The 23,373-nt window shown below is 33.1% G+C and carries 17 protein-coding genes; 14 read left to right on the top strand and 3 right to left on the bottom strand.

All coding sequences use genetic code 11. The annotated features are described in order from the left end of the window. Window positions 1–517 precede the first annotated feature (517 nt). Both E7419_07000 and E7419_06995 read left to right on the top strand, forming a co-directional pair. Window positions 518–871 (top strand): dihydropteridine reductase, encoded by a 354-nt coding sequence (locus E7419_07000; GenBank protein ID MBE7014934.1) that lies wholly within the window; start codon window positions 518–520, stop codon window positions 869–871. A gap of 20 nt (window positions 872–891) precedes the next feature. Further along, window positions 892–1,494: a TetR/AcrR family transcriptional regulator gene (locus E7419_06995; protein MBE7014933.1), complete on the top strand. Its 603-nt coding sequence runs from the start codon at window positions 892–894 to the stop codon at window positions 1,492–1,494. 94 nt (window positions 1,495–1,588) lie between these two features. Here E7419_06995 and E7419_06990 read toward each other — a convergent pair whose 3' ends face one another. Then, the gene (locus E7419_06990) at window positions 1,589–2,344 is read right to left on the bottom strand and encodes an AraC family transcriptional regulator (protein ID MBE7014932.1); all 756 of its coding nucleotides are present in this window, start codon (window positions 2,342–2,344) and stop codon (window positions 1,589–1,591) included. Between the two features lie 106 nt (window positions 2,345–2,450). Here E7419_06990 and E7419_06985 point away from each other — a divergent pair, with 106 nt between their 5' ends. The 3 genes from E7419_06985 to E7419_06975 all read left to right on the top strand — a co-directional run bounded on the left by E7419_06985 (window position 2,451) and on the right by E7419_06975 (window position 5,701). After that, window positions 2,451–3,770, top strand: a complete 1,320-nt coding sequence (locus E7419_06985; protein MBE7014931.1) for an alpha-glucosidase/alpha-galactosidase — start codon at window positions 2,451–2,453, stop codon at window positions 3,768–3,770. 135 nt (window positions 3,771–3,905) lie between these two features. Continuing rightward, window positions 3,906–4,511, top strand: a complete 606-nt coding sequence (gene safA / locus E7419_06980; protein ID MBE7014930.1) for a SafA/ExsA family spore coat assembly protein — start codon at window positions 3,906–3,908, stop codon at window positions 4,509–4,511. Between the two features lie 542 nt (window positions 4,512–5,053). After that, window positions 5,054–5,701 carry an HAD family phosphatase gene (locus E7419_06975; protein MBE7014929.1) on the top strand — a complete coding sequence of 216 codons (648 nt, stop codon included), beginning with the start codon at window positions 5,054–5,056 and terminating at the stop codon, window positions 5,699–5,701. Window positions 5,702–5,758: 57 nt separating this feature from the next. On the opposite strand, the gene E7419_06970 is transcribed toward E7419_06975, so the two are convergent. Next, a complete protein-coding gene (locus E7419_06970; GenBank protein ID MBE7014928.1) occupies window positions 5,759–8,065 on the bottom strand; it encodes a beta-glucosidase in 2,307 nt (768 codons plus the stop codon). 153 nt (window positions 8,066–8,218) lie between these two features. Here E7419_06970 and E7419_06965 point away from each other — a divergent pair, with 153 nt between their 5' ends. The 4 genes from E7419_06965 (at window position 8,219) to E7419_06950 (ending at window position 11,580) form a co-directional block, all read left to right on the top strand. After that, entirely contained in the window at window positions 8,219–9,004 is a 786-nt protein-coding gene (locus tag E7419_06965; protein MBE7014927.1) for a helix-turn-helix domain-containing protein, read from the top strand. A gap of 106 nt (window positions 9,005–9,110) precedes the next feature. Then, complete coding sequence (locus tag E7419_06960) at window positions 9,111–9,545, top strand: hypothetical protein (GenBank protein ID MBE7014926.1); 435 nt, start codon at window positions 9,111–9,113, stop codon at window positions 9,543–9,545. Window positions 9,546–9,718: 173 nt separating this feature from the next. Next, the gene (locus E7419_06955) at window positions 9,719–10,708 is read left to right on the top strand and encodes a Gfo/Idh/MocA family oxidoreductase (protein MBE7014925.1); all 990 of its coding nucleotides are present in this window, start codon (window positions 9,719–9,721) and stop codon (window positions 10,706–10,708) included. Between the two features lie 2 nt (window positions 10,709–10,710). Then, on the top strand, window positions 10,711–11,580 hold the full coding sequence (locus tag E7419_06950) for a Gfo/Idh/MocA family oxidoreductase (protein MBE7014924.1): 870 nt from the start codon (window positions 10,711–10,713) through the stop codon (window positions 11,578–11,580). A gap of 381 nt (window positions 11,581–11,961) precedes the next feature. Here E7419_06950 and E7419_06945 read toward each other — a convergent pair whose 3' ends face one another. Then, window positions 11,962–12,762: a helix-turn-helix transcriptional regulator gene (locus E7419_06945; GenBank protein ID MBE7014923.1), complete on the bottom strand. Its 801-nt coding sequence runs from the start codon at window positions 12,760–12,762 to the stop codon at window positions 11,962–11,964. A 162-nt stretch (window positions 12,763–12,924) separates the two neighbouring features. Between E7419_06945 and E7419_06940 the strand changes: the two genes are divergently transcribed. The 5 genes from E7419_06940 to E7419_06920 form a co-directional block, all read left to right on the top strand. Beyond that, window positions 12,925–14,493, top strand: a complete 1,569-nt coding sequence (locus tag E7419_06940; protein ID MBE7014922.1) for a hypothetical protein — start codon at window positions 12,925–12,927, stop codon at window positions 14,491–14,493. Window positions 14,494–14,512: 19 nt separating this feature from the next. Continuing rightward, on the top strand, window positions 14,513–16,126 hold the full coding sequence (locus E7419_06935; GenBank protein MBE7014921.1) for an extracellular solute-binding protein: 1,614 nt from the start codon (window positions 14,513–14,515) through the stop codon (window positions 16,124–16,126). Between the two features lie 192 nt (window positions 16,127–16,318). Continuing rightward, window positions 16,319–19,492: an S-layer homology domain-containing protein gene (locus E7419_06930; GenBank protein ID MBE7014920.1), complete on the top strand. Its 3,174-nt coding sequence runs from the start codon at window positions 16,319–16,321 to the stop codon at window positions 19,490–19,492. Window positions 19,493–19,506: 14 nt separating this feature from the next. After that, window positions 19,507–22,362 carry an S-layer homology domain-containing protein gene (locus E7419_06925; protein MBE7014919.1) on the top strand — a complete coding sequence of 952 codons (2,856 nt, stop codon included), beginning with the start codon at window positions 19,507–19,509 and terminating at the stop codon, window positions 22,360–22,362. 14 nt (window positions 22,363–22,376) lie between these two features. Further along, a partial coding sequence (locus E7419_06920; GenBank protein ID MBE7014918.1) for a hypothetical protein occupies window positions 22,377–23,373 on the top strand: 997 nt, incomplete at its 3' end.

Here is a 23,373-nt window from a genome sequence, read left to right as displayed (position 1 = left end):
GATATGGATGATATTGAAGAACCTGATTCCGGAATGATTATGCAGTAGGTTTGTCTTTTTTGGGAAAAACGAAAAATAGGGTGCCTGGTTCGAATATCTCTATGGTTCGGCTTTCCCAAAACAAAAAATCCTGTCGAAAGATAGGATTTTTTGTTTTGTATTATTCATTTTTCATTATTCAATATTCATCATTCATTAAATGCGACAGGATTTTTAATGAATAATGAATGATGAAGTCGCCTTCGGCTGATGAATAATTAATAATTGTGGAAGTTTTGCTTTCGCAAAGCTTATTTTTATGTCTGCATCTTTATTGTTCTCCTTTTTCCCAACAAAACGGAATAATTTAGTTGACATTCTACATTGTTCTGTTCATTTGAATTGCAGACTGATGCATTTTGTGATAATATATATCTATAAAAAGTTTTTAATACAACAAAAACTTTAAATTGTGTTGTTCATTTTAATCTTATTTTTCTTTATAATTAAAGTGTAAAGGAAAAAGGAGGATTTAAAGATGAACACAGACAAAATTTTAGCAGAAGCAATCGCAAAGGACTATGCCCCAAAGGATAACTCAAAAATAGTTGCTCTTAAAAAGCTGGATAAGAAAGCAAAACTTCCGGCAACAATTTTTACTTACACATTTGGTGTTATTTCAGCACTCATTGTTGGTACAGGTATGTGTCTTGCTATGCAGGTAATTGGTAGTGGAGTTGTTCCAATGGTTGCAGGAATTGTTATAGGCATTATAGGATTTATTTTTTGTGGAATTAACTATCCGATTTATAAAAGAATGCTTGAAAGAGACAAAGCGAAATATGCTTATGAAATTGTTGAACTTGCTCGCGAAATCAGCGAAGAAAAATAAAATGAAAAGGTGGGATTGCTTTGAATAAATCAGAGAGTAAATATTTTAGTACTGCCAAAAAGATGGACAAGGCACTTATATCCCTTCTTGAAGAAAAATCTTTTGAATATATAACAATCAGTGAAGTATGTAAAAAGGCAAATGTTAATCGTTCTACTTTTTATTTGCATTATGAGAATATGGTTGACTTGCTTAATGAAACAGCAAGATTTCTGCTTGACGGTTTTATGGCATATTTTGATGATGAACAAAAGAGCATAGCCAAAAAGCTTATGGAAAGCGCGCTTGGCGAACTGAATTTCATTTCAGATGAGTATTTACATCCGTATTTGTCGTATATCAAAGAAAACAGGATTGTTTTTTCTACTGTTTTATTACATGCAGATTCATTTGGTTTTAATGAGATATTTCAAAGGCTTTATGAAAATATTTTTGATCCTGTTTTAGAAAGGTTTAATTATCCGATTGCCGACAGAAAATATGCTATGATGTTTTATCTTAACGGAATTACTGCCATTGTAGCGGAGTGGTTAAAAGATGGATGCGAAAAGACCATTGGCGAAGTATCCCGAATTATTTACGAGTGTATATTCGGAGTAAAAAAAGACTGTTCGAAAGAATAGTCTTTTTTCAGTTGTTTGTATTATTGTGAACTAACACAACAAGGTTCTTAAAAAACTTGAGCTTTAGTTCATTAGTTTTTCGTGATGTTCTTACTCATTTTCCATAGTTTGACGGAGAGATACCAAAATGACGTTTAAACATTTTGGAGAAGGTATATAAGTCGGAATATCCGACTGAATTGGCTATAACAGATATGGAAATATGTTTTTTTAGTATAAGAGTGGCAGCAATATTCATTCTGTAATTTAGAAGATATTGTTTTGGGGAAAGTCCGGTTTTATTTTTGAAGATGACGGAAAAATATGTTCTGTCAAGGTTTAAGTATTGTGCGATTTTTCCCACAGTGATATTGCGCATATAGTTTGAATGTATAAATTCCAATGCTTTTTCAATATAGCCGTATTTGTTGTTTCCGTCTTCTGATAACAATGCAAATAAATCCCATAATCTTGCTGTTAGATAAGCACTTCTGCCGTTGGTAAATTCTTCGCAGTTCTTCATAGAATTAAATATCTTTTCTGCTTCAGGACATTTAATAACATCTGACAGGTTATTTGTAATATCTCCTTTTGTGGTAAAACCAATCCAGATGTAACTCCAGGGATTAGTATTATCTGCTTCATAATAAGTTTCTATATATGGTGGAATAACAAACATTTCGCCCGGCTTTAGTTTATATTCTTTATCTTTAATTTTAAAAACTCCAAAACCTGACACAACAAAATGAATAAGCCAATATGTTCGTACAGCTGGGCCGAAGAAATGGGATTTTTTACAATTTTCGTAACCAAATTGAACAGGGTTTAAATCCAGAAAATTTTCATCTTTTATTATAACACTTCTTTCCATAATATTATATCACCTCTATAAAACAACAAAATGACAAATATACATAACATTATACTATTTTTAATAAGAATGTCAAGATATATAATAAAATAAGGAGGCGATAAGGATGAAAATAACATTTTTAGGTGCGGGAAGTACCATTTTTGCAAGAAATGTAATAGGGGATTGTATGTGCGTTGAGTCACTCAGGGACAGTGTTTTTGCTCTTTATGATATTGATGCAACCCGTGTTGAAGAGAGTAAAGTTATTTTGGAGTCAATGCGAAAAGAAAAAGGCGGATATGGCAGAATAGAATGTTATATAGGTGTTGAAAACCGTAAAGCAGCCCTTAAAGATGCAGATTTTGTTGTAAATGCAATACAGGTTGGGGGATATGACCCTTGTACCATTATAGACTTTGAGGTGCCAAAAAAATATGGTCTTCGCCAGACAATTGCAGATACTCTTGGTATCGGAGGTATTATGCGTGCACTTCGCACCATACCTGTTATGGATGACTTTGCAAGGGATATGGAAGAAGTGTGCCCGAATGCACTGCTTATGAATTATACCAATCCTATGGCAATGCTGACAGGTTATATGCTTTTGCATACACCAATTAAAACAATTGGTCTTTGCCATAGCGTACAGGTATGCTCAAAAGAACTTTTGAAAGCGCTTGGTATGGAAGATAAACTTGATGGAAGAAAAGAATTGATTGCAGGAATTAATCATATGGCATGGTTAATTGAGATAAAGGATAAAAACGGAGTTGACCTTTATCCTGAAATTAAGTCTAAGGTGAATGAATATATTAAAAATCCTGACAATATGGATAAAGTTCGTATGGATTACATAAGAAATTTCGGTTACTATTGTACGGAATCAAGCGAACATAATGCTGAATATAATCCTTTTTATATAAAAAGTAAATATCCTGAACTTATAAAAAAATATAATATTCCTCTTGATGAATATCCACGCCGTTGTGTAGGTCAGATTGATGCATGGAAAAAAGAGTACAAAGAGTTGTGCGAAAAAGGTGTAAAAGAGCATACAAGAAGTTTTGAATATGCTTCATACATTATGCAGAGTATAGTAGAGAATACACCTTATCAGATAGGTGGTAATGTTTTAAATAAGGGGCATCTTATCTCAAACTTCCCTGAAAATGCATGTGTAGAAGTTCCTTGCCTTGTCAACGGGACAGGCATTACACCTTGTTATGTGGGCGAACTTCCACTTCAGTGCGCAGCAATGAATATGTCAAATATTAATGTTCAGCTTCTTACTATTGAAGCTGCAAAAACAAGGAAAAAGGAACATATCTATCAGGCAGCAATGATGGATCCTCATACAGCAAGCGAACTTGATATTGATACAATAAAGAAAATGGTGGATGAACTTATTGAGGCACATGGAAGTTATTTACCGAAGTTTTATTAATGCAGATGAAAATGTGTCAAAACTTTTTCTGCTTTTTATATTTAAACCATATATTGCCTTTGAAAATATAAGTAGATATATGTTATAGTATATAAGTCGCATATTGCGGCTTATAAAAAAGCAGGAGGTGGTAAAATGAAGAAGATTATATTTTTGCTGGTGTCTGTATTTCAGTTGAGTTTGGTGTTTTATGGTTTTGCTGAGAAGTCGGTACAGCATACAGTTGTACCAGGAGATAGTATGTGGAAAATTGCAGTAAAATACGAGGTAGGACTTAGCGAGATCAAAAATGCAAATAAGCAGATTATAAATCCTGACCTTATTTATCCCGGACAGGTTTTAAATATTCCAAAGACTGATACAGCAGTTGTAAATTATGAGAATGAGGTTATAAGACTTGTTAATGAAATAAGAGTAAAAAACGGATTAAATCCACTTATATCAGACTGGGAACTTAGTCGTGTAGCAAGATATAAGTCACAGGATATGAAAGATAATAACTATTTTTCACATACAAGTCCTGTTTACGGGAGTCCTTTTAATATGATGAAAAAATTTGGTATATCATATAAGACTGCTGCCGAGAATATAGCAAAAGGTCAGAAAACACCACAGGCAGTAGTAAATTCATGGATGAATTCTTCAGGGCACCGTGCCAATATATTAAATCCGTCATATAAAAAAATCGGTGTCGGATATGTTGCAAACGGAAACTACTGGACCCAGATGTTTGTAGGATAGTTCTTAGACGGCAATTTGTCTTAAATGGGAATCTTCAAAAATTCTTATAAACTGAAATCGGGAATTTTATAAAAACTTGTTATAAAGGACAATGAAAAAGAGGACGTTTAAAAAACTAACATTTTAAACGCCTTCTTTTTTTGCAAATCTGTATAACAATGTTCTTAGAAATTCTTGAACTTTAATATAATTTGTGGTATTCTATAAAATAAATGGTTGGCCGTCGGAGAACTATCCAAACCCGTTTCTCTATATATTTTTAGTGCCAAATATTCTAAAAAGCCTTGACAATATCGCATATTGCCTGCATTTTTTACGGCCCTTAATGACGGCTTGACTTCTGCTCTTATTTCTTTTTTGAGGACTATGGTTTTTCAGATTGTTGCAGTTCTTATATTACCTCTTATCTGGGAACTTAACGGAATATGGTATTCAATTGTAGCATCTGAAATTATGGCAGCAATAGCAACGGTTGTATTTTTAATTATAAAAAGAAAGAGATATATGTATTTTTAAAAGCGAAAAAGGAGTAAATATCAAAAATGAATAAAAAAATAAGTGTAATATTTGATATGGACGGTACGTTGCTTGATACTCAAAGGATTTATATTCCTGCATGGGAATATGCAGGTAAGATACAGGGAATTACTGGTGTTGGAGAATGTATTTACCATGTTGCAGGAATGAATGAAGATGGATGGTCAGATTATCTTCTTAAAAAGTATGAACAAATGGATTTAGATATTTTCAAAGAGGATATGAAAGAATATATCGTAAAAAACGGAAAACTTAAATTTAAAGAAGGGGCAATAGAACTGATAAATTATTTAAAAGAAAATGGTGTTAAAATTGCTGTTGCTTCAGGTTCTTCTAAAGAAGTGATAAAAAATTATTTTAAATTGCTTAGTGTTACTGATTTGTTTGATGTTATTGTTGGCGGTGATGATGTTGAAAACGGAAAACCGGCTCCTGACATATTTATAAAAGCAGCACAGGAACTTGGTGTATCGGAATCCTGCTGTTTCGTTTTTGAAGATTCCAAAAACGGTATAAAGGCAGGATATGATGCAGGTATGAAATGTATAGGAGTGCCTGATATTGTGTCGTTTGACGACTCTGCAAGAGAGATGATGTTTGCCGAGATTTCCAAACTGTCAGAGGGAGTAGAAATTTTAAAAAAATTTATATAAAAATGTTCCTATTAACGCATATGCTTAATAGGAACATTTTTAATATATCAGTAAATTTTATTCAAGCCATAAAATCATTTTTAAAAGTCTTTTTACACACACTGCAAGTTGATTTCTTGTCACTCCTTCGATTTCGGGTGGTGCAGGAATAGTTGGTGCAGTAGTTAAAGTAGAAGGCATATGAATATCATTTCCTGCAATAACTTCTTTTGTTCGTGAAGCATGATTGTGCCAGTCACTTGTAATAAGCCCCTTGTATCCCCATTCGTTTCTTAAAATTCCTGTTATAAGTTCTATATTTTCTGATGCACGGACTGAGTTTATTATGTTGTATGAAGTCATAATAAGCCATGGTTTTGCTTCTTTTACACAAATTTCAAAACCTTTTATATAGATTTCTCTCAAAGCGCGTTCTGAAATAATTGAATCGGATTCAGTTCTGTTAGTTTCCTTGTTGTTACAGGCAAAATGTTTTGGTGTTGCAACAATATTTTCAGATTGAATACCTTTTACCATTGCAGATGCCATTTTTCCTGAAAGATAAGGGTCTTCGGAATAATATTCAAAGTTTCTTCCGCAAAGTGGGCTTCTGTGAATATTAAGCGCAGGTGTTAACCATATAGATAAATTGTTTTCTTTTACTTCCAAAGCACCTGCAACACCAATTTTTTCGACTAATTCCTCATTCCAGGTACAAGCAAGCATGGTAGCAACAGGGAATGCTGTCGTTCTTATTCCTGTTTCTTTATTTATACGAACCCCTGCAGGACCGTCTGCAGTCATAGGAGTTGGGATTTTATATTTTGAAAGTCCCCCCATACCATCTGTATTTGCTACACCTGTATTTTTCTTTCCTAAAAGAAGTCCCATCATTTCTTCGTCGGTAAGTTGTTCTAAAAATTCATCTAAAGTTATAATGCCGTCTGTAACATCATAAAGAGTTTTTATTTCATCTTCTTTTGGAATTTTTAATTCGCAGTTATACTCTTCTTTAAATTCTTTAGGCTTAATATCAGTTTCTGTTACAGTACGATATTCTCCCGTAGCCATAAGCCTTTTTGTTAATTTTTTCGGAGCACAGTATTCGGTAAGTGTTTCTACAATTTTTGTTTCGCTAAGTGTATATTTGAATTCAAGCTCTGTAATATTTCTTATGGAATTACCAATATAAATTTTATATTCGCCTTTTTCAAGTATATACGAAGATTTGCAAACATCGCCAATATCATCGTATGATGCCATAGAATTAATATCAAAAGATAAAGTAATACTTTCACTTTCTTCAGGTGCTAAAAGTTTTGTCTTTTTAAATGCACAAAGTTCAATTGCTGATTTTGTTATTTTTCCTTCAGGTGCACAAAAATAAGCCTGAATAACTTCTTTACCACAGTAGTTTCCTGTGTTTGTTACGGTGGCATTTACAATTATTTTTTCTCCTAAGCAAACTGCAGACAAATTTGAAATTTCAAAATTTGTGTAAGAAAGTCCATAACCGAAAGGATAGACTACACATTCTTTTTTATTTGGAACTGTTTCAAAATAACGGTATCCGACAAAAATATCTTCAGTATATTGAACATAGTCTTCCGATTCATGAAAACCTTTTGATGATGGATAGTCATCAAAATTTTTGGCACAGGTATCAACTAATTTTCCTGAAGGTGTAACCTCACCTGTTAAAATCTCAGCAACAGACAGTCCGCCTTCCATTCCCCCCTGCCATATCATAAGTGCAGAAGATATTTTATCATTATAAGCAAACCATGAAGTATCAATCATTGCGCCTGTGTTAAGAAGTATAATTACATTCTTAAAGTTATCGCAAACTGTATTAACCATATTTTTTTCGTTTTCTGAAAGATTAAAATATGTATCTTTTCCATCATTTTTTCTGTCAGTACCCTCAGCAGAATAACGGTTAATTGTTATTATTGCAGTATTCGTAAATTCTTTTGCTTCTTTCAGAAGATTTTCAGGGATTTTAACTTCGTCAAAAAGTCCGGGTTTTTTACCTTGTAAGTAAGCGTCTTTACAAACCGATTCATAGTATAAAGATAATTTGTCAAAAACTGTTATCTTATCACTTTTTAACTTTAAACCCTCATAAATATTTCTTACATATTCGCAGTGAACATCTCCCGAACCACCGCCGCCTTTAATATAATCAATCTGCGCTTTTCCGAATATTGCAATTTTTGTGCCTTTTTTTAAAGGCAATAATCCATTATTGTTTTTTAAAAGTACTGTTCCCTCGTTTGCCGCCTCTTTAGATAACTCTATGTGTTTTTTTGAACCTGTAATTTTTGAATTGTTATCGCCTAGTGGGATACACGGCATATAATTTATTCTTGACCATTTTTCCATAGCATTATCACTCCTTTTTTCTAATTGTAGCATTTTTAATATTTTATTCAAGCCATAATCCAATGTATTTTTCACCAAAATATGCTTTTTTATTGTAATTAGTCACTTTTTTATGTTATACTTATATAAAATAGATTTTATGAGGTAATAGTCATGCGTCCTTATTTTGAAAATAAAAATCAAAAAATATTTACATCTTATAAAAATAAATCTTATAGTTATCCTTCTCATTTTCACAATCATCTGGAAGTAGTTTATTGTTTTTCGGGAATTCAAAATGTTAAAGTGGGCGAAAAGATTTATACTTTAAAAAAGGGGGAAGCGGTTGTAATTTTTCCGAATACTATTCATGAGTATATAGAAAATGACAGTTTGTCCTGTAATGATGGCGAAACTCTTGCAATAATATGCAGTACTGATTTACTTACCGAAAATACGGCTGACATAATAGGAAAATATCCTGTAACTCCATTTATTCCATCAGATAAGATTTCCAAAAATACCAAGTATGCATTTAAAAAAGTATTAACCGCAAAAGATGACATTGAACTTTTAGGATGGACTTATATTATACTTTCTCATTTGCTATGTAATCTGGAACTTATATCATCTAAGGATAATCTGGAATTGCCCTCTAAAATAATATCCTTTATTGATTTAAATTTCAAAGAACCATTATCCATAAATTATATAGCCAAAGTGTTTGGTTACCACCCATCTTATATAGCACATTTGTTCAGTGACCGTCTTAAAATTCCGTTTAAGACTTATCTGGGAGGGGTGAGGAGTGAATATGCAGCTTTTTTAATAAGAAGTACCGATAAAACTTTAACCGAAATTGCTTTTGATTCTGGATATAATTCGGTAAATACATTTTGCCGTTCTTTTAAAAAACATTTTTTAAAAACTCCTTCGCAATATAAAAAGAGCCTGTACTGATGGTTGGAGTTCTTTTTGATATGTAAAACTTAATATAAAAATTTAGCATTACATTTGATAAATCGGGAATAATTATATTATAATATCAGAAAGGAATGTAATTATAATGGTTGAACAGGATACAGTAAAACTTCTAAGAGAGTGTGATGCAGGCGTTAAAATGGGTATTTCTTCAATAGACGATGTAACAGAGTATGTTGAGAACGGAAATTTAAAAGAAAAACTGCAAAAATGCAAAAACGAGCATATTAAACTCGAAGATGAAATCAGGGAACTTTTAGATAAGTATAATGACGACGGAAAAGAGCCTGCCGTTATGGCTAAAAGTATGTCATGGGTAAAAACAAATGTTAAACTTGCAATGAATGAGTCAGATGAGACAATAGCCGACCTTATGACTGACGGATGTAATATGGGAGTAAAATCCCTTAATAAATATCTTAATAAGTATGAAGCGGCAGATGAGGTTTCAAAAGATATCTGCAAACGTTTAATAAATCTTGAGGAAGAACTGGCAATAGATATAAGAAGTTATCTTTAGAAGAAAAATGCACTAAAAAGGACTCTAACCTTTTTGGTGCATTTTTTAAAACTACAAAAATATAAAAATCCACCTTATTGTATTACCTTAATAAATAGCTTTTTTGATTGACTTATTTTTTCAATGTGGTATAATGTATAAGAAAGATATTTTAACGAAAAGGAAGGGTTTAAATGTTTAAAATTTGCGTTGTAGGATGCGGAGGCATGGCAACAAACGGTCACGGCCCTGCATTTAAAAAATATTATGAAGATTATAAGGATGTCGAACTTACTGCCTGCTGTGATTTAGATAAAGAAAAAGCAGAGCAATTTAAGGAAACATTCGGATTTTTAAAATGTTATACAGATTATAATGAAATGCTTGATAACGAAAAGCCTGACGTTGTGTCCCTTATGTGTCCTGTTAAGTTCACAAAAGATTTGGCGGTAAGTATTATAAAAAAAGGATATAATATAATTTTGGAAAAACCTCCCGGACTTAATAAAGATGAGGTTTATGAAATAATAAAAGAAGCAGAAGAACATAAAGATTTATTTATAAGAACTGCTTTTAACAGAAGATATACACCTTTAATTCTTAAATTAAAAGAATTACTTTGTGGCAAAAAAATATATAACATTACATATCAGATGTACAGAAATAAAAGAAAAGATGCTGATTTTGCTACAACAGCAATTCATGCAATTGATGTAACAAAGGACATTATCGGAGCAGACTATAAAAATATAAATATAAGATATCAGGAACTTAAAGATATAGGGGACACTGTTTCTAATTTCTATCTTGACTGTGAGTTTGAAAACGGTGCATTCGGTCAGATTTCTTTAGTACCAATGGGTGGTGCAATTATAGAAAGAATTACTGTTAATACCCTTAATGAATCATATTTTGTTGAACTTCCGTTCTGGGGAGGTCCTGATGCTCCGGGTAGATTAAGAGTTATAAAAGATAAAGAAATTATTTGCGATATTTCAGGAACTGATCTTTCAGACAGTGAAGAAATGTTTGAACTAAGCGGATTTTATGATGAAAACCGTCTGTTCTTTGAACTTATAAGAAGCGGTGCTAAGCCAACATGCGATTTGGAATCAGGCGTTCAGTCGGTTGAAATTGCAGACTATTTAAGACAAAGGAAAACACAATATATAAAGGGTGAATAAAAATGATAAGAATAGGTGCTATCGGTACTCAAAGTACGCATACATCAAATTTTATAAGAATATGTAATCTTGATAAAGCATTTGGCGATGAAGTAAGAATTACTGCTCTTTGCGGTAACGATGATACAAAAGAACACTTGGAGGAAACTGCCAAAAAAGGCGGGATTACTGAGATTTATGAAAATCCTGAGGATATGATTGGCAAAGTAGATGCTGTTATGATTTTGCACAGATACGGAGATATGCATGTAGATGCATTCTTAAAATTTGCCGATGCTAAAATCCCTGTTTTTATGGATAAACCAGTCTGTAAATCAGTTGAAAATATTAAAATTTTAAAAGAATTGTGTGAAAAAAATAATATCCTTATAACAGGTGGCTCAACAGTAAAATATCATTATGCAATTGAAGGCTTAAAGGATATTATAAACACAGGGGCACTTGGCAATATAACAGGTGGAACGTTAAACTTTCCTGCAAATACCGAAAATGTTTATGACGGAATATTCTTCTATGGTCCGCATTTAGTTGAAATAATGCTTGCAGTTTTCGGATATGATGTTAAAAGCGTAACTGCAAAATCAGTTGCACCGGGTAATACATCGGTTATATTTAAATATGAAGATAAACTTGTAAATGCTTCCTTTAACGAAAAATGCCCTAAACGTCATATAACAGTTTATGGGGATAAGGATATTGTAACCAAAGATATTCATGGAACAGTACTTACTTATGAACTTGGTTTAAGGAAATTTGTTGAAATGATTAAAACGAAAAAAATGCCTTTAACTCTTGACGAACTTACCAAATCAGTATATCTTTTAAATGCGATTGAAAAATCTTTAAAAGAAGATAAAGAAATATATATTTAAAATCAAAAACCCCATTTAACCAAAAGGTTAGATGGGGTTTTGACTATTTATATCGCCATAATGGACGCTTAAGCAGATGCGTTAATATCCGAACCCGCCAAAACCTTTAAAATCCGGCTTTTTTGTCGTTGTCGATTTTGATATACCTCGTATTATCGAAATCTTCCGCCTAAAAAAATCTCGAATTTTAAAGGTTTATGGTTCCTTGAATTTATTGTCTGGATTTTTTCAGGCAATGCAAGGCAAAAACACAGCGAATATTAACATATTTGCGAGTATTTTAACGATGCAGTGGCGAAAAAATCCGACAAGAAACGAGTTCGGATACTAACGCATCTGCTTATGGGTGTGGTCTTTTTGCGTCTATTGGATGTTAATTTTTTATATTTTTTTGTTTTCTTCACGATAATTTGTTGGAGTCTGCCCGAATTGTTTTTTGAAAAGTCTTGTAAAATATGAGTATTCGTTAAATCCGCATTTTAATGAAATTTGCTCAATTGATAAATTAGTGTTGGCAAGTAAAGTTTTGGCTTTGCTTAAACGTAATTTATTGATGTATGTTACAGGAGTCATTCCGTAAAAACTTTTGAAAATTCTTCGAAAATGAGTGTCTGTAATACTTGATATATCAGCAACCTGTTGCAATGTAAGGTCAGGATTAGTATAATTTTTATCTATAAATTCAATGCTTTTTCTGATTGAATAACAGCCGCTGTTAAAAAACGTTTTATTATAATTTTCTTCACATATTTTATTTAAAACATCATAAAAAATCTCTCTTGTTTTAATCTTGTAGCCGTATGGTTTTATAATGTTAAGATTGTACGCACTTTTGTATTTGTCTAAAAAATACTGAATATTTTCCGTTTCAAAACAAACGGGGAACGGGAAATCAGTATCTTTACTGCCTGTTTCATAATCAAAAATAAAAGAAAAATACGAATAATCTCCCCACACTTTAGAATAGTAATACTTGTTCTTAGGAATAGCAAGTATCTGATTTTTTCCTACAGTGTATGTCTTATCATCTATTGTAATTTTAATTTGTCCTGAAGTGATAAAGTCTAAATGCCCATAATTATGGGGTTCTCTTTCATTTATCCAGTTCTGCCAGCCTGTATATGAAGGCTTTATAACATTTATCTCTTTTCCTGCTATTATGTCGAAGTTCTTTTTGTTCATAAAATTCACCTCTTTTTTTATACCTTAATATATATTAAGCAATTTGTCAACTAAAAAAACATAAATGAATGTTCGAAAATTTTACATGTATTTATATTTTTTATGATGCCTTGAATTTGTATATGCTACAATTAAAATAAGCAAAATTGGGAGAGTGTATTTATGCAGGAATTAAAACTTGAAAATATGACTCTTGAACAAAAGATTGGACATCTTATAGTTGCAAGAGCTTATGTTGATGAAGAAGACAAAAATTATATACTTGAAATGGTAAAAAAGAGGGCCGTCGGCGGTATTCAGATGTGTTTCGGAGAAGGATATAAAGAATTTATCGAAGAAGTGAAAAAAAATGCCGACTATCCGATACTTATATGTGCCGATATGGAAAACGGATATCCGGGCGGTAAATTCAGATTTCCCGTTCCTATGGGAATTGCGTCGTCAGGAGAACTTGAATTTGCATATAACTTAGGAAGAGTTACAGCAATTGAAGCAAAAAAAGAAGGAGTCAATGTCGCATGGGGACCTGTGGTAGATTTACCTGTCAAAGATTCAGTTTGTAAAATATCCCGCTGTTTCGGAGATGATATTTCCTATCTTTCTGATTTTTCAACCGAAATGATACGCGGTTTTCAGGACGAGGGTATGATTGTAACCGCAAAGCATTTCCCCGGCGGAAGTGATATTAAGTGCGATATGCATATGCAAATAGGGGTTTCGCACCTTACTAAAGAGGAACTTATAAAAAAAGATATCGTACCGTACACAAATGCAATGAAAAAAGTTGACTTATCGGGTATTATGACAGGGCATTGCCTGTTTGAGAAGGTAGATAACGAGTATGTGGCATCTTTATCTAAAAAAGTAATCGACTTAATAAGAGATGAAGGGTTTGACGAAGTTATCATGACCGACTCACTTGCAATGATGGCAATTGTTCAGAACTATGGCGAAAAAGAATGTTTGGGACTTGCCATAAAAGCAGGTAATGATATGGTTCTGCCTAATTACAGGTTAAGTTTTAAAGAAAGTTTTGAGTATCTTTTAGAAGCTTATAAAAAAGGTATCATAACAGATGAAAGACTTGACGATGCGGTAAGGCATGTAATAAAAGCACAAAAAAGAACTCTTAAGAGTGCAACATCTAAAGAAGTTCCTGAGGAACTTGAAAATATAGTGGAACAGGCTAAAATGAAAAGTATTTCCTTTATTAAAAATGAAGATGGGATAACACCTCAGCTTGACTTTGATACAAAAAAATTATTTGTTTTATTCCACGAAAACTCATATGAAGATATGGGAATGAGCCGTGAACTTGAAGCATCTTATCTTTACTCAAAAGAAAACGTGTTAAAAAAGAAAGAAGAGTTTTTAAAAGCGTTCCCTGGTTCCGAGGTTGTTTTAATAAATGAGTTTCCAAACCAGATAGAAATTGAAAGTGTATGTGATAAAATTTCAAAATCTGACGAGGTGATTTTTTACATATTCTGCAAAACTTCAAGTTATTTAGGAAGCGATAATATAACAAAAAGAGCAGAAAGTTTAATTCAGGCAAACCTTAATAAAACTGCTGCCATAATACATGTAGGCAATCCTTATGAACTTTCAAAGTTTAAGGGAGCAAAAAGAATTATAACAACACCTTACGGGGCAGATTGCGATAAATATATAATAGATGCCTTAAAGGGAAAATTTACACCTTGCGGTAAAATAACAGTAGATATATCATAAAAAAGAGAAAAGAAAGGAAATGAGAAAAATGAAAAAATTATTAGCATTAGCATTAAGTTTAGTTATGGCTACATCTTTGATGGCAGGTTGTGCTAAAAACGATGGCGGAGCCGATGTTGCAAAGATGACCAAAGAAGAAATTAAACTCTTTGAAGAAAAAGCAGGTGGCTTAAAACTTCCTTTTGATAAGAAAGGTACAAAAATTTCAATAATGGTAGATTCCTCTAATGTTGGGCTTACCGATTCTGTAATCGTAAAAGAACTTTCAAGAAGAACAGGGGCTAGTATAGAAATCGTTGCTATCCCGACAGCAAGCCTTAAAGAAAAATCAAAAATCTTAATGGCAGGCGGTATTGATGAAATGCCTGATATATTTAAAGGCGGATTTACAATGCAGGAAATCAATGATTATGGTGTTCAGGGAGCATTCGCTGCAGTTGATGACCACTTAGATGAAATGCCAAACTTCAAATACATATTCATTGATAATGCCAAAGAAATGGGTACTGAAACAGTAAACAAAGCATGGAGAGCGTCTGACGGTAAATTATATCAGATTCCATCTTACGGAGTTAACCGTGATGTAAACCATGGTATGTTATACAGAAAAGATATATTTGATAAGCACGGAATAAAAATGTGGAACAACCCTGAAGAATTTTATCAGGTTTTAAAACAGTTAAAAGAATTATATCCATCTTCAGCACCGCTTGTAACAAAATCAGGCATAACCATTTTAAATCAACTTGGAGCAAGTTGGGGTGTTCAGCAGTGGCCTGGTATGAGCTACGATGAAAAAACAGGCATTTGGAATTATTCTTCAATGAGACCTGAATTTAAAGAATTCCTTGACTATATGAAAAAATTATACGATGAAAAATTACTTGATGAAGAATTTATAACATCAACTCAACCGTCATGGACTGCAAAAATGACACAGGCAGACAAAGCATTCGTAACTTATGACTGGATAGGAAGACTTGATCAACTAAAAGAACAAACTGCTCAGACTGTCCCTGAATATGACTTAAGATATGGTAATCCTGTAGGCCCGACTCAGAAAGTTATAACAATCTCTCCTGTAGGCGGAGCAATAATGGTAACCAATAATGAAAATAAAAAATTATCATTTAAAATATTAGACTATCTTCTATCTGAAGGCGGTGCCGAACTTACAACATGCGGTATCGAGGGCGTAACATTTAACTGGAACGAAGATAAAACAAAAGCAGAATATTTAGGCTTTGAAGAAGGTAAAGCAATCGGTATTACAGACTTGGAAGCAAAATACGGATTATTTGTATCAGTTCTTGCAAGAAGATACGATAAAAGATGCGTTTACTTTAATTATACCGAAAAAGAACAGGAAGCTCAGGACATAATGAACGCAAAAACTGATGGTTTCTTACCTCAACAACCACTTCTTACATATACAGAAGAAGAAGCAAAAATCGTAGAAAAATATGACCTAAACTTAAGAAAAATCGGCGAAGAATTTGCCGCAAAATATATTTTATCTAAAAAAGGCAGCGAGCCTTCATGGGATAAATTCTTAGCTGATATGAAAGCAGCAGGTGCTGACGAAGTATTAAAAGCACAAAACGCAGCACAAAAAAGATATGACGCTATGTAAAACAATCCGGATTGTTTTTAATTAGGAATGAGGAAAGAGGAATCAGGAATAAAGGTAAAAACGCGTAGTGCGTTTTTGAATTTAATAAAAAATGAACCTTAAAAACCGCAAAACACCGAATGGTATGTTTTGCGTACATTCATTCCTCATTCCTAAATCCTAATTCCTAATTAATTGAAAGGAGCTAAAAAAATGAAAAAATACCTATCACTTATTTTAGTTTTTGCATTTATGTTATCTATGATACCAATGAGTGTATCAGCAGATGTAACAGATGCAGAACTAAAAAGTGTAACGGTAACGGGAGCAACTTTAATCCCATCTTTAACATCGGGCACATATACCTATGATATTATAGTAGATGATAAAGAAGCCTTGTTACCACAACTTAATTACACACTTAATGATAACACAGCAAGTTATCAAGTGTTAAAGTCAGCAGACTATTTAGGTGACTACACTTTAGTAAAAGTAACGGACGGGCACACTGAAAATACATATAAATTCACTTTCCGTGAACCTTATGAAGTAAGTGTTGATAAAGGATTTTCACAGCCGGTTTCAGCAATCACTAAGGTTAATCCGTCAAGCGGTGATTCTGCGTGGACAACTACTTCGTGGTTTCCGCTTAACAAAAACAGTACAGGTATAAGCACAAGTTCATGGACATCTTTACCTTTAATCCGATTTGATTTATCTTCTGTAACAGGTGATACAAACGGTAAATTTACATTAACTGTTAAATTCTATAACAAACGTAACTATGCAGGAAAAGTGCAGTTAAGAGAACTTACTACTTTAAATGATACATGGACAGGAACAACAGCAACTTTTAATAATACTTTAAACGGTATTTCTAATCCTGTAGGAGCCGAAGTTATTGATACTGTTAGTGCATCAGCTCTTGCAACTAACGGGACATTGGTATTTGATGTTTCCGATTTTGTAAGAACAAAACTTGCACAGGGGAAAAAAGTACTTACCTTTACACTTGATGTTCCTGATGATAATGTGGATGATTTGATTGCTGTTATTCAGACAAATTTATCAACATCAGGTGCTGTAATAGATTACTATCCTGTAGTAAAAAGTTCTGTTGCAACATTAAAATCAGTAGAAATTAAAGATGCATTAGTGCTTGATAACTTTTCTGAAACCAAATATGAATATAATATTGGGGTTAAAGAAGGGCAAACACCTTCATTTAAATATATCTTAAATAACAGCCATGCAAATGCAGTTGTAACAACTGAAGATAATGTAACAAAAATTAAAGTAACTGCACAGGACGGCGTAACGACTAAGGTATATAAATTTAACCATAAAACTTATGAAGAAATGGGTGTTTCCGAAACTGCTGAGGTCGAAGTTAAAAATGCAACTCTTACAAAAAATAACACAACAGTTGAGTTAAAACTAGATTTTAACAATTTAAATGTAAATAAGAAAAAATTAACATTTGTAACTCTTACTAAAAAAGACGGAGTTTTAGTAGGAAGTTCAGTAAATTCTGTAACTAAAGAATATGCAACAGGCTCATATAATGATGAGCTTTGTGCAACTGTTACATTACCAAACGATATAAATGGTGTAACTGTAGAAGCATATATCTATGATACAACTGATACAAATAACAAAAAAGCAGTATATGAAAAAGTGGTATTTGGGGGAGAATATGCTCACACACCTGTAATTTCAGATACTGATAAATCGATTGTACTTACGGCAGACGATTCAAAGCCGGGCAATGTTATAGTTTACGGTAAAGGCACACCAAACCAATATGTAACATTCTTTGTGGCACATCCAAATAAAACACTTTCTCAATTTAGCATAGCAGAACTAAATGTTAATGCAGCAGTAATTGATATGGCAAAAGCGAATAGCGATGGTATCTGGGAAAAGAGTGTAACATTCCCTGATGTTGCTGGAAATTATGTTGCATACCTTGATGCACAAACTCTAAGTGAATCATTCTTACATGCATCTTTTTCACAAAAGAAAATAGAAATTGAAAAAGTATATGAAGAAATCTATAAAGACCAGGATAAAGAAACTGCAGTTGCAAATATTAAACTTCAGCTTGGTATGAAGGATGATAACAATATAACAGATTTAATTCTTGGTATAGATACATCTTGCTTTGATACTTTAAAAGAAGAAGATGTTATAGAAACTTTATATGGTCTTATAAAAGAAGCGTACAGTGTAAAACCAACAGTATCAAATGATGATGATGTTACTAAATTTGTTGAAGCATATAATAAATCAGTTATTATAGCAAAATTAAATAATGGTACTTCAATTTCGGTTTCAGACCTTATTTTGACATTTGCATTCTCTGATTCTGCATTCCTTACAACTTTATTATCAAAAATTAACCCTGCATCACATCAGGTAGTTTCAGATGCAGTTGTAAACGGTGCAATATCAAATGCAAAGATTACAAATGTATCCGATTTAGATGACCGTATAAGAAGAGCGATATTATTTACATCTATAAACTATCCTGAAAATCCTTCGGGAACACAAGATATAATTGATACATACGGTGCATATTTAACACTTGATATGTCAAATTACAATAATGTTTTGGATAAAGCTAACCTTGTTTCAGAGCTTGTAAATAAAGGTCCATTTGCAAGTATAGGTATTTTAAGTACTGAACTTAATAATTTATCAATTGCCTACTTAAATGCAGTGATACTTCCTCCTCCACCAGTTGGCGGAGTTGGCGGCGGAACTGCAAGACCATCAAGCCCTGTTATAACCCCTGCACAAGGGACAGGCGTAACAGGTCAGGGAGCATTACATATAGACGATTTAAAAACAGAACAAGGTAAATATTTTGGTGATGTTGAAACTGACCACTGGGCTTATCAACCAACAAAATATTTAAATGAAAAAGGCATATTAAAAGGAATGGATAACGGCAACTTTGAGCCAAACCGTTCTATAAAAAGAGAAGAATTTGCAAAAATCTTAGTTTTAGCATTTAACTTACAGGCTAAAGATGAAGATAAATTATTTACTGATGTATCTGATACCGAATGGTACTATGAATATGTAAAAATCGCAGCCCAGAACGGTATTATAAATGGCATTGGCGATGGAGTATTTGGTGTTAGTGTTGAACTTTCAAGACAGGATATAGCAGTAATGATAGCAAGAGTATTAAATAAAAATGAAGCATCGGAAGAAATCTTTAATGATGACAGTGAAATTTCTTCTTACGCAAAAGACGCAGTATATACACTTAAAAACTTAGGTGTCCTATACGGAACAGGAAATGGCAATTTTGAACCAAAACGTTCTGTAACAAGAGCCGAATGTGCAAAAATTGTATATGAACTTATTAAGGAATAGGAGGGAATGAGAATATGAAAAAAATATTATCTTTAGTAATTGTATTTACTTTAATTTTAAGTAGTTTCCCATTTGCCTTAACCTATGGTGCAGGTTATGAAACTCCTGATAGTTTTGCTGAAATGGAAGGCGTTTTAAGAGCGTTTAAAATTATTGACGAAGAATTTACTGTTTCAAAAAGAGAATTAACAAGAGCCGAATTTACAGCAATGATAATAAAAGCGGCGGGACTTGGCGATTTTGTTGGAAGTGTTACGGATGGATATTCATTTTCTGATGTACCGAGTGACCACATCTATTTTCCATATATAAAAATGGCAAAAGAAAAAGGTTTGTCACTTGGATATTCGGACGGTTCTTTTAAACCTGAAGATACTGTTACCTTTATGGAAGCAATAGTATATATGATAAGACTGTTAGGATATACCGATGTGGCAGAAGCAAATAACGGATATCCCGGAGGATATTTCTTTACCGCATCAAATATCGGACTTTTAAAGAATATAAACATTGCAACTGAAACAGTTGTTACTGATGAAATAGCAATAAACTTAATATTCAATGCATTAAATACCAATATTTTAGGACAAGAGTACTATTCAAAAGACGGAACAAGCGTTAGCCTTGTTGAAGGCGAACCTTTAATGTATCAAAGCTTTAAAGCAAGAAAAGTTACAGGCGTTGTTGACGAAATTGACTTATCAGCTCTTGTTGGCCCTAATGATTTAAATCCTTATTCAATTTCAGTAGGCGGAGTTAATATCGATATCGGTAAACTTATGCCAAATGATTTGTTAGGATATAATGTTAATGCTTACTATGTAGAAGGAGAAACAAAAAATGTTCTTAAATTCATCTGTGAGCAGTGGGGAAGAAATTCAATTGAAGAAGTAGATATAATAGATATTACATCAATTTCTGACTATAAAGTAAGATATACAAATGAAAAAGGAAAAGCAGTAGAGTTAAAATATGAAAGAGGCGCAGCTATAATCTATAACGGCGTTTCTACAAAATCTGCTTTTAATATGGCAATACTTAACGATTTAGGCGGCAACAAGTTAGACGGTAAAGTAAGGCTATTAGATAATGATGCAGATGGTATTGCCGATGTAGTATATATAGATGCTTACGAAGAAATCGTAGTAGGTAAAAAAGCAAGTGACACCAGTACTATTTATGATAAAAAGAATCCTTCTAAAAAAGAAGTTCTTGATAACACAGTAAATGACCCATATACCATTATCTATAATGAACAGGGCGAAGAAATCACTTTTGGTAAAATAAAAGAAGGAGCAACTGTTGCTATCTATAAATCAAAACCTGATGCATATCAGGGATATATAAGAGCCTATGTTTCTGAAAACACAGTAACAGGTACACTTATGACTCTTAATGATGATGGTGTTACAAAAACTGTTGAAATTGACGGTAGCTTATATGACTTAACAGTTTATGGTGCTAAATATTTTGATTCTACCCTTATGGGAAGACAGGTCAGAGCCCTTGTAAACAAATTCGGTAAAATAACCTTAATCGAAAAAGCACAATCTTCAAGCGAAAAATGGGGTATGGTAAAAACAATAATTGACCCTAAAGGCGATATATCTTATGCTCGATTTGTTATATTAACTGAAGATGGCACAATGAAGGAATTTTATCCTGCAAAAAATCTTAAGGTTGATGGCAGAAGTCCGTATTATAAACTTGATTACGAAAGTGATATAACAGCTGTTAAAGCAATTTTAGAAAGTGCATCAAAGAAAACCGAATCAAGACCGCAGGGAAGCAAAAGATATAACACAATGGTAAGATACCGCTTAAACTCTGACGGCAAAATCAATATGATTGATACAGTTTTAAACAGTCTGGGTGCACAGGCTACAAAAAATACAATGCAGCCTGACGATGTTTTATTTATCCAGAAATCAGAAGATAACGCAACCTGCGTTGTAACAGGTCAGATTCGTATGATAGGCTCAAGAATAGCATTTGATGCTGTGACACCTGTATTCTTATATCCTATTTCTGCAAATGATGACAGTTACGGTGTAACCGTTTCAGGAAATGTATTTTCAAATGGTTTAAAATATAATGTTGATGCAAACCGTCACACAATGTTTGCTTATTATATAGATAAAGAAAGCACATTGCCTGACTTATTTATTCATCCGTCAGTAGGTATCGGTGCATATCAGACTGCAAGTTCAGGATTTATGACAATGGTTAAAAAAGTAACCAGCACAGTTGACGAAGAAGGTCAGCCAAAAGTTAAATTATATGCACTTACAAATAATATTGCAGAAACTTTCCTTTGCGACCCTGACCTTACAAGTACCGGTGAAATATCAGTTAAAGCAAAAGATTTAAAACCGGGGGATATTTTGTATCTTGCAATAAGCAGTTACGATAATTCAATCGAATCCTTCCAGATAAGATATTTAGTATCAACCGATAAAGTATATAATAACATTGCATATAAAAATGATAATACAACCAACAGAAGCCAGTTTGCAACTTTGGTTTATCCGTATAAAGCAAATAATGAAGGTATGCAGTATGTAGTTTCCTATGACGGAATTCCTGTAGATGACAACGGAACACTTGTAAAATACAAGATTTCCGATATAGAAAATGTTTACAACGGTGTGTCAGGGGGAACTGTAGCGGGTTACCGTTCTTTAAACTTTAATGACAGACTTCCTATAACAGTTTATGATTCATCTAAAAAAGGCGATAATATGGTCTATGCAGGCGGTATAAATGATATTGTAACATATACTGAAGCAGGTGCAGACTTAACAAAAGTTGTAGTTCATACTTATAACTATGTATATCACCTTCCAAGAGCAATCTTTGTTATTAAATAAGGAGGGAAAGAAAAATGAAAAAAATAATTAGTTTGCTTTTAATAGTATCTTTATTACTTGCCCTCTCGGTTACAGGCTTTGCATATGCTATAAGAGAACCAAGACCTGAAGAAGGCGCCAAAAAAGGTATAGTTAAAACAAAAGACGATATATTCTTTGAAGATTTTACTTCATATGCCGAAGGCTCAAAACCAACAAGTGTGACAGTAAAAGATACAGCAAATGACCCTATAACAATTGTAGCTTACGATACTCCTGATCAGAAAGGAAAAAACTGCTTGTATTATCATGATACAACAGGTGCACCATCAATTACCCTTTCGGTTCCTAAAACAGGTAAACCTGTTACAATGGAGTTAAGAATGAAATTCTGCCCAACCACTACAGCAGGTTTCGGTTTCATTATGGACTTTAAGGGCGGCGGGGCAAATGCATTCAGGCTTATTAAATTCTCAGGAGCAGCCGACACACTTTGTTTTGTAAACTCAGGCGGAAACAATGTTTTCAATAAAGGTGCAGATTATGCTAATCAGTGGTTTACTGTAAAAGTAAGAATTGACCCTGTAAATAAAGAAACAGGCGTTATACTGGAAAATGAAAAATTAGGTTCTGCAACTCTTGATATAAAAAGAGCAACAAATGTATGGCATGATAAAGAAAATAACAGAGTTATGGCATACTCACAAACCTGGTATAACGAATTTACAGGCGACGGAGTTGACCAGATTGTTCTTCAGGCTTACGGAAGTTCAACAAGCGGTGAATTTTATATCGACTATATAAAACTTACCGAAAATGTTCCTGAATTTAAACCGATAAAGGAAAGACAGGACGGGGCTGAACCAAATGTGATAAAAGACCCGACCGTAAGACTTGTTCCAAATGTTGTAAACGTAACATATAAAGGTGAAGTTAAATATATGGCAAATCCTGTTTTATTATTAAACGGAAGAGCTATAGCAGATGTGAAAGATTTTGCAAAATGGTACGGACTAACTTTAAGTGAAGATA

The sequence above is a fragment of the Oscillospiraceae bacterium genome, from assembly GCA_015068525.1.
Taxonomy (GTDB): Bacteria; Bacillota; Clostridia; order UMGS1840; family HGM11507; genus SIG450.
Note: the sequence above shows the minus strand (reverse complement) of the source record. Positions and strands in the feature narration are given on the sequence as shown.

Excerpts from the sequence above, each read along its gene's own strand:
- E7419_06985 (MBE7014931.1), top strand. The coding sequence starts at position 2,451 with ATGAAAATAACATTTTTAGGTGCGGGAAGTACCATTTTTGCAAGAAAT.
- E7419_06935 (MBE7014921.1), top strand. The coding sequence starts at position 14,513 with ATGAGAAAAATGAAAAAATTATTAGCATTAGCATTAAGTTTAGTTATG.
- E7419_06940 (MBE7014922.1), top strand. The coding sequence starts at position 12,925 with ATGCAGGAATTAAAACTTGAAAATATGACTCTTGAACAAAAGATTGGA.
- E7419_06970 (MBE7014928.1), bottom strand. The coding sequence starts at position 8,065 with ATGGAAAAATGGTCAAGAATAAATTATATGCCGTGTATCCCACTAGGC.
- E7419_06990 (MBE7014932.1), bottom strand. The coding sequence starts at position 2,344 with ATGGAAAGAAGTGTTATAATAAAAGATGAAAATTTTCTGGATTTAAAC.
- E7419_06950 (MBE7014924.1), top strand. The coding sequence starts at position 10,711 with ATGATAAGAATAGGTGCTATCGGTACTCAAAGTACGCATACATCAAAT.
- E7419_06925 (MBE7014919.1), top strand. The coding sequence starts at position 19,507 with ATGAAAAAAATATTATCTTTAGTAATTGTATTTACTTTAATTTTAAGT.
- E7419_07000 (MBE7014934.1), top strand. The coding sequence starts at position 518 with ATGAACACAGACAAAATTTTAGCAGAAGCAATCGCAAAGGACTATGCC.
- E7419_06930 (MBE7014920.1), top strand. The coding sequence starts at position 16,319 with ATGAAAAAATACCTATCACTTATTTTAGTTTTTGCATTTATGTTATCT.
- E7419_06965 (MBE7014927.1), top strand. The coding sequence starts at position 8,219 with ATGCGTCCTTATTTTGAAAATAAAAATCAAAAAATATTTACATCTTAT.
- E7419_06955 (MBE7014925.1), top strand. The coding sequence starts at position 9,719 with ATGTTTAAAATTTGCGTTGTAGGATGCGGAGGCATGGCAACAAACGGT.
- E7419_06945 (MBE7014923.1), bottom strand. The coding sequence starts at position 12,762 with ATGAACAAAAAGAACTTCGACATAATAGCAGGAAAAGAGATAAATGTT.
- safA (MBE7014930.1), top strand. The coding sequence starts at position 3,906 with ATGAAGAAGATTATATTTTTGCTGGTGTCTGTATTTCAGTTGAGTTTG.
- E7419_06975 (MBE7014929.1), top strand. The coding sequence starts at position 5,054 with ATGAATAAAAAAATAAGTGTAATATTTGATATGGACGGTACGTTGCTT.
- E7419_06960 (MBE7014926.1), top strand. The coding sequence starts at position 9,111 with ATGGTTGAACAGGATACAGTAAAACTTCTAAGAGAGTGTGATGCAGGC.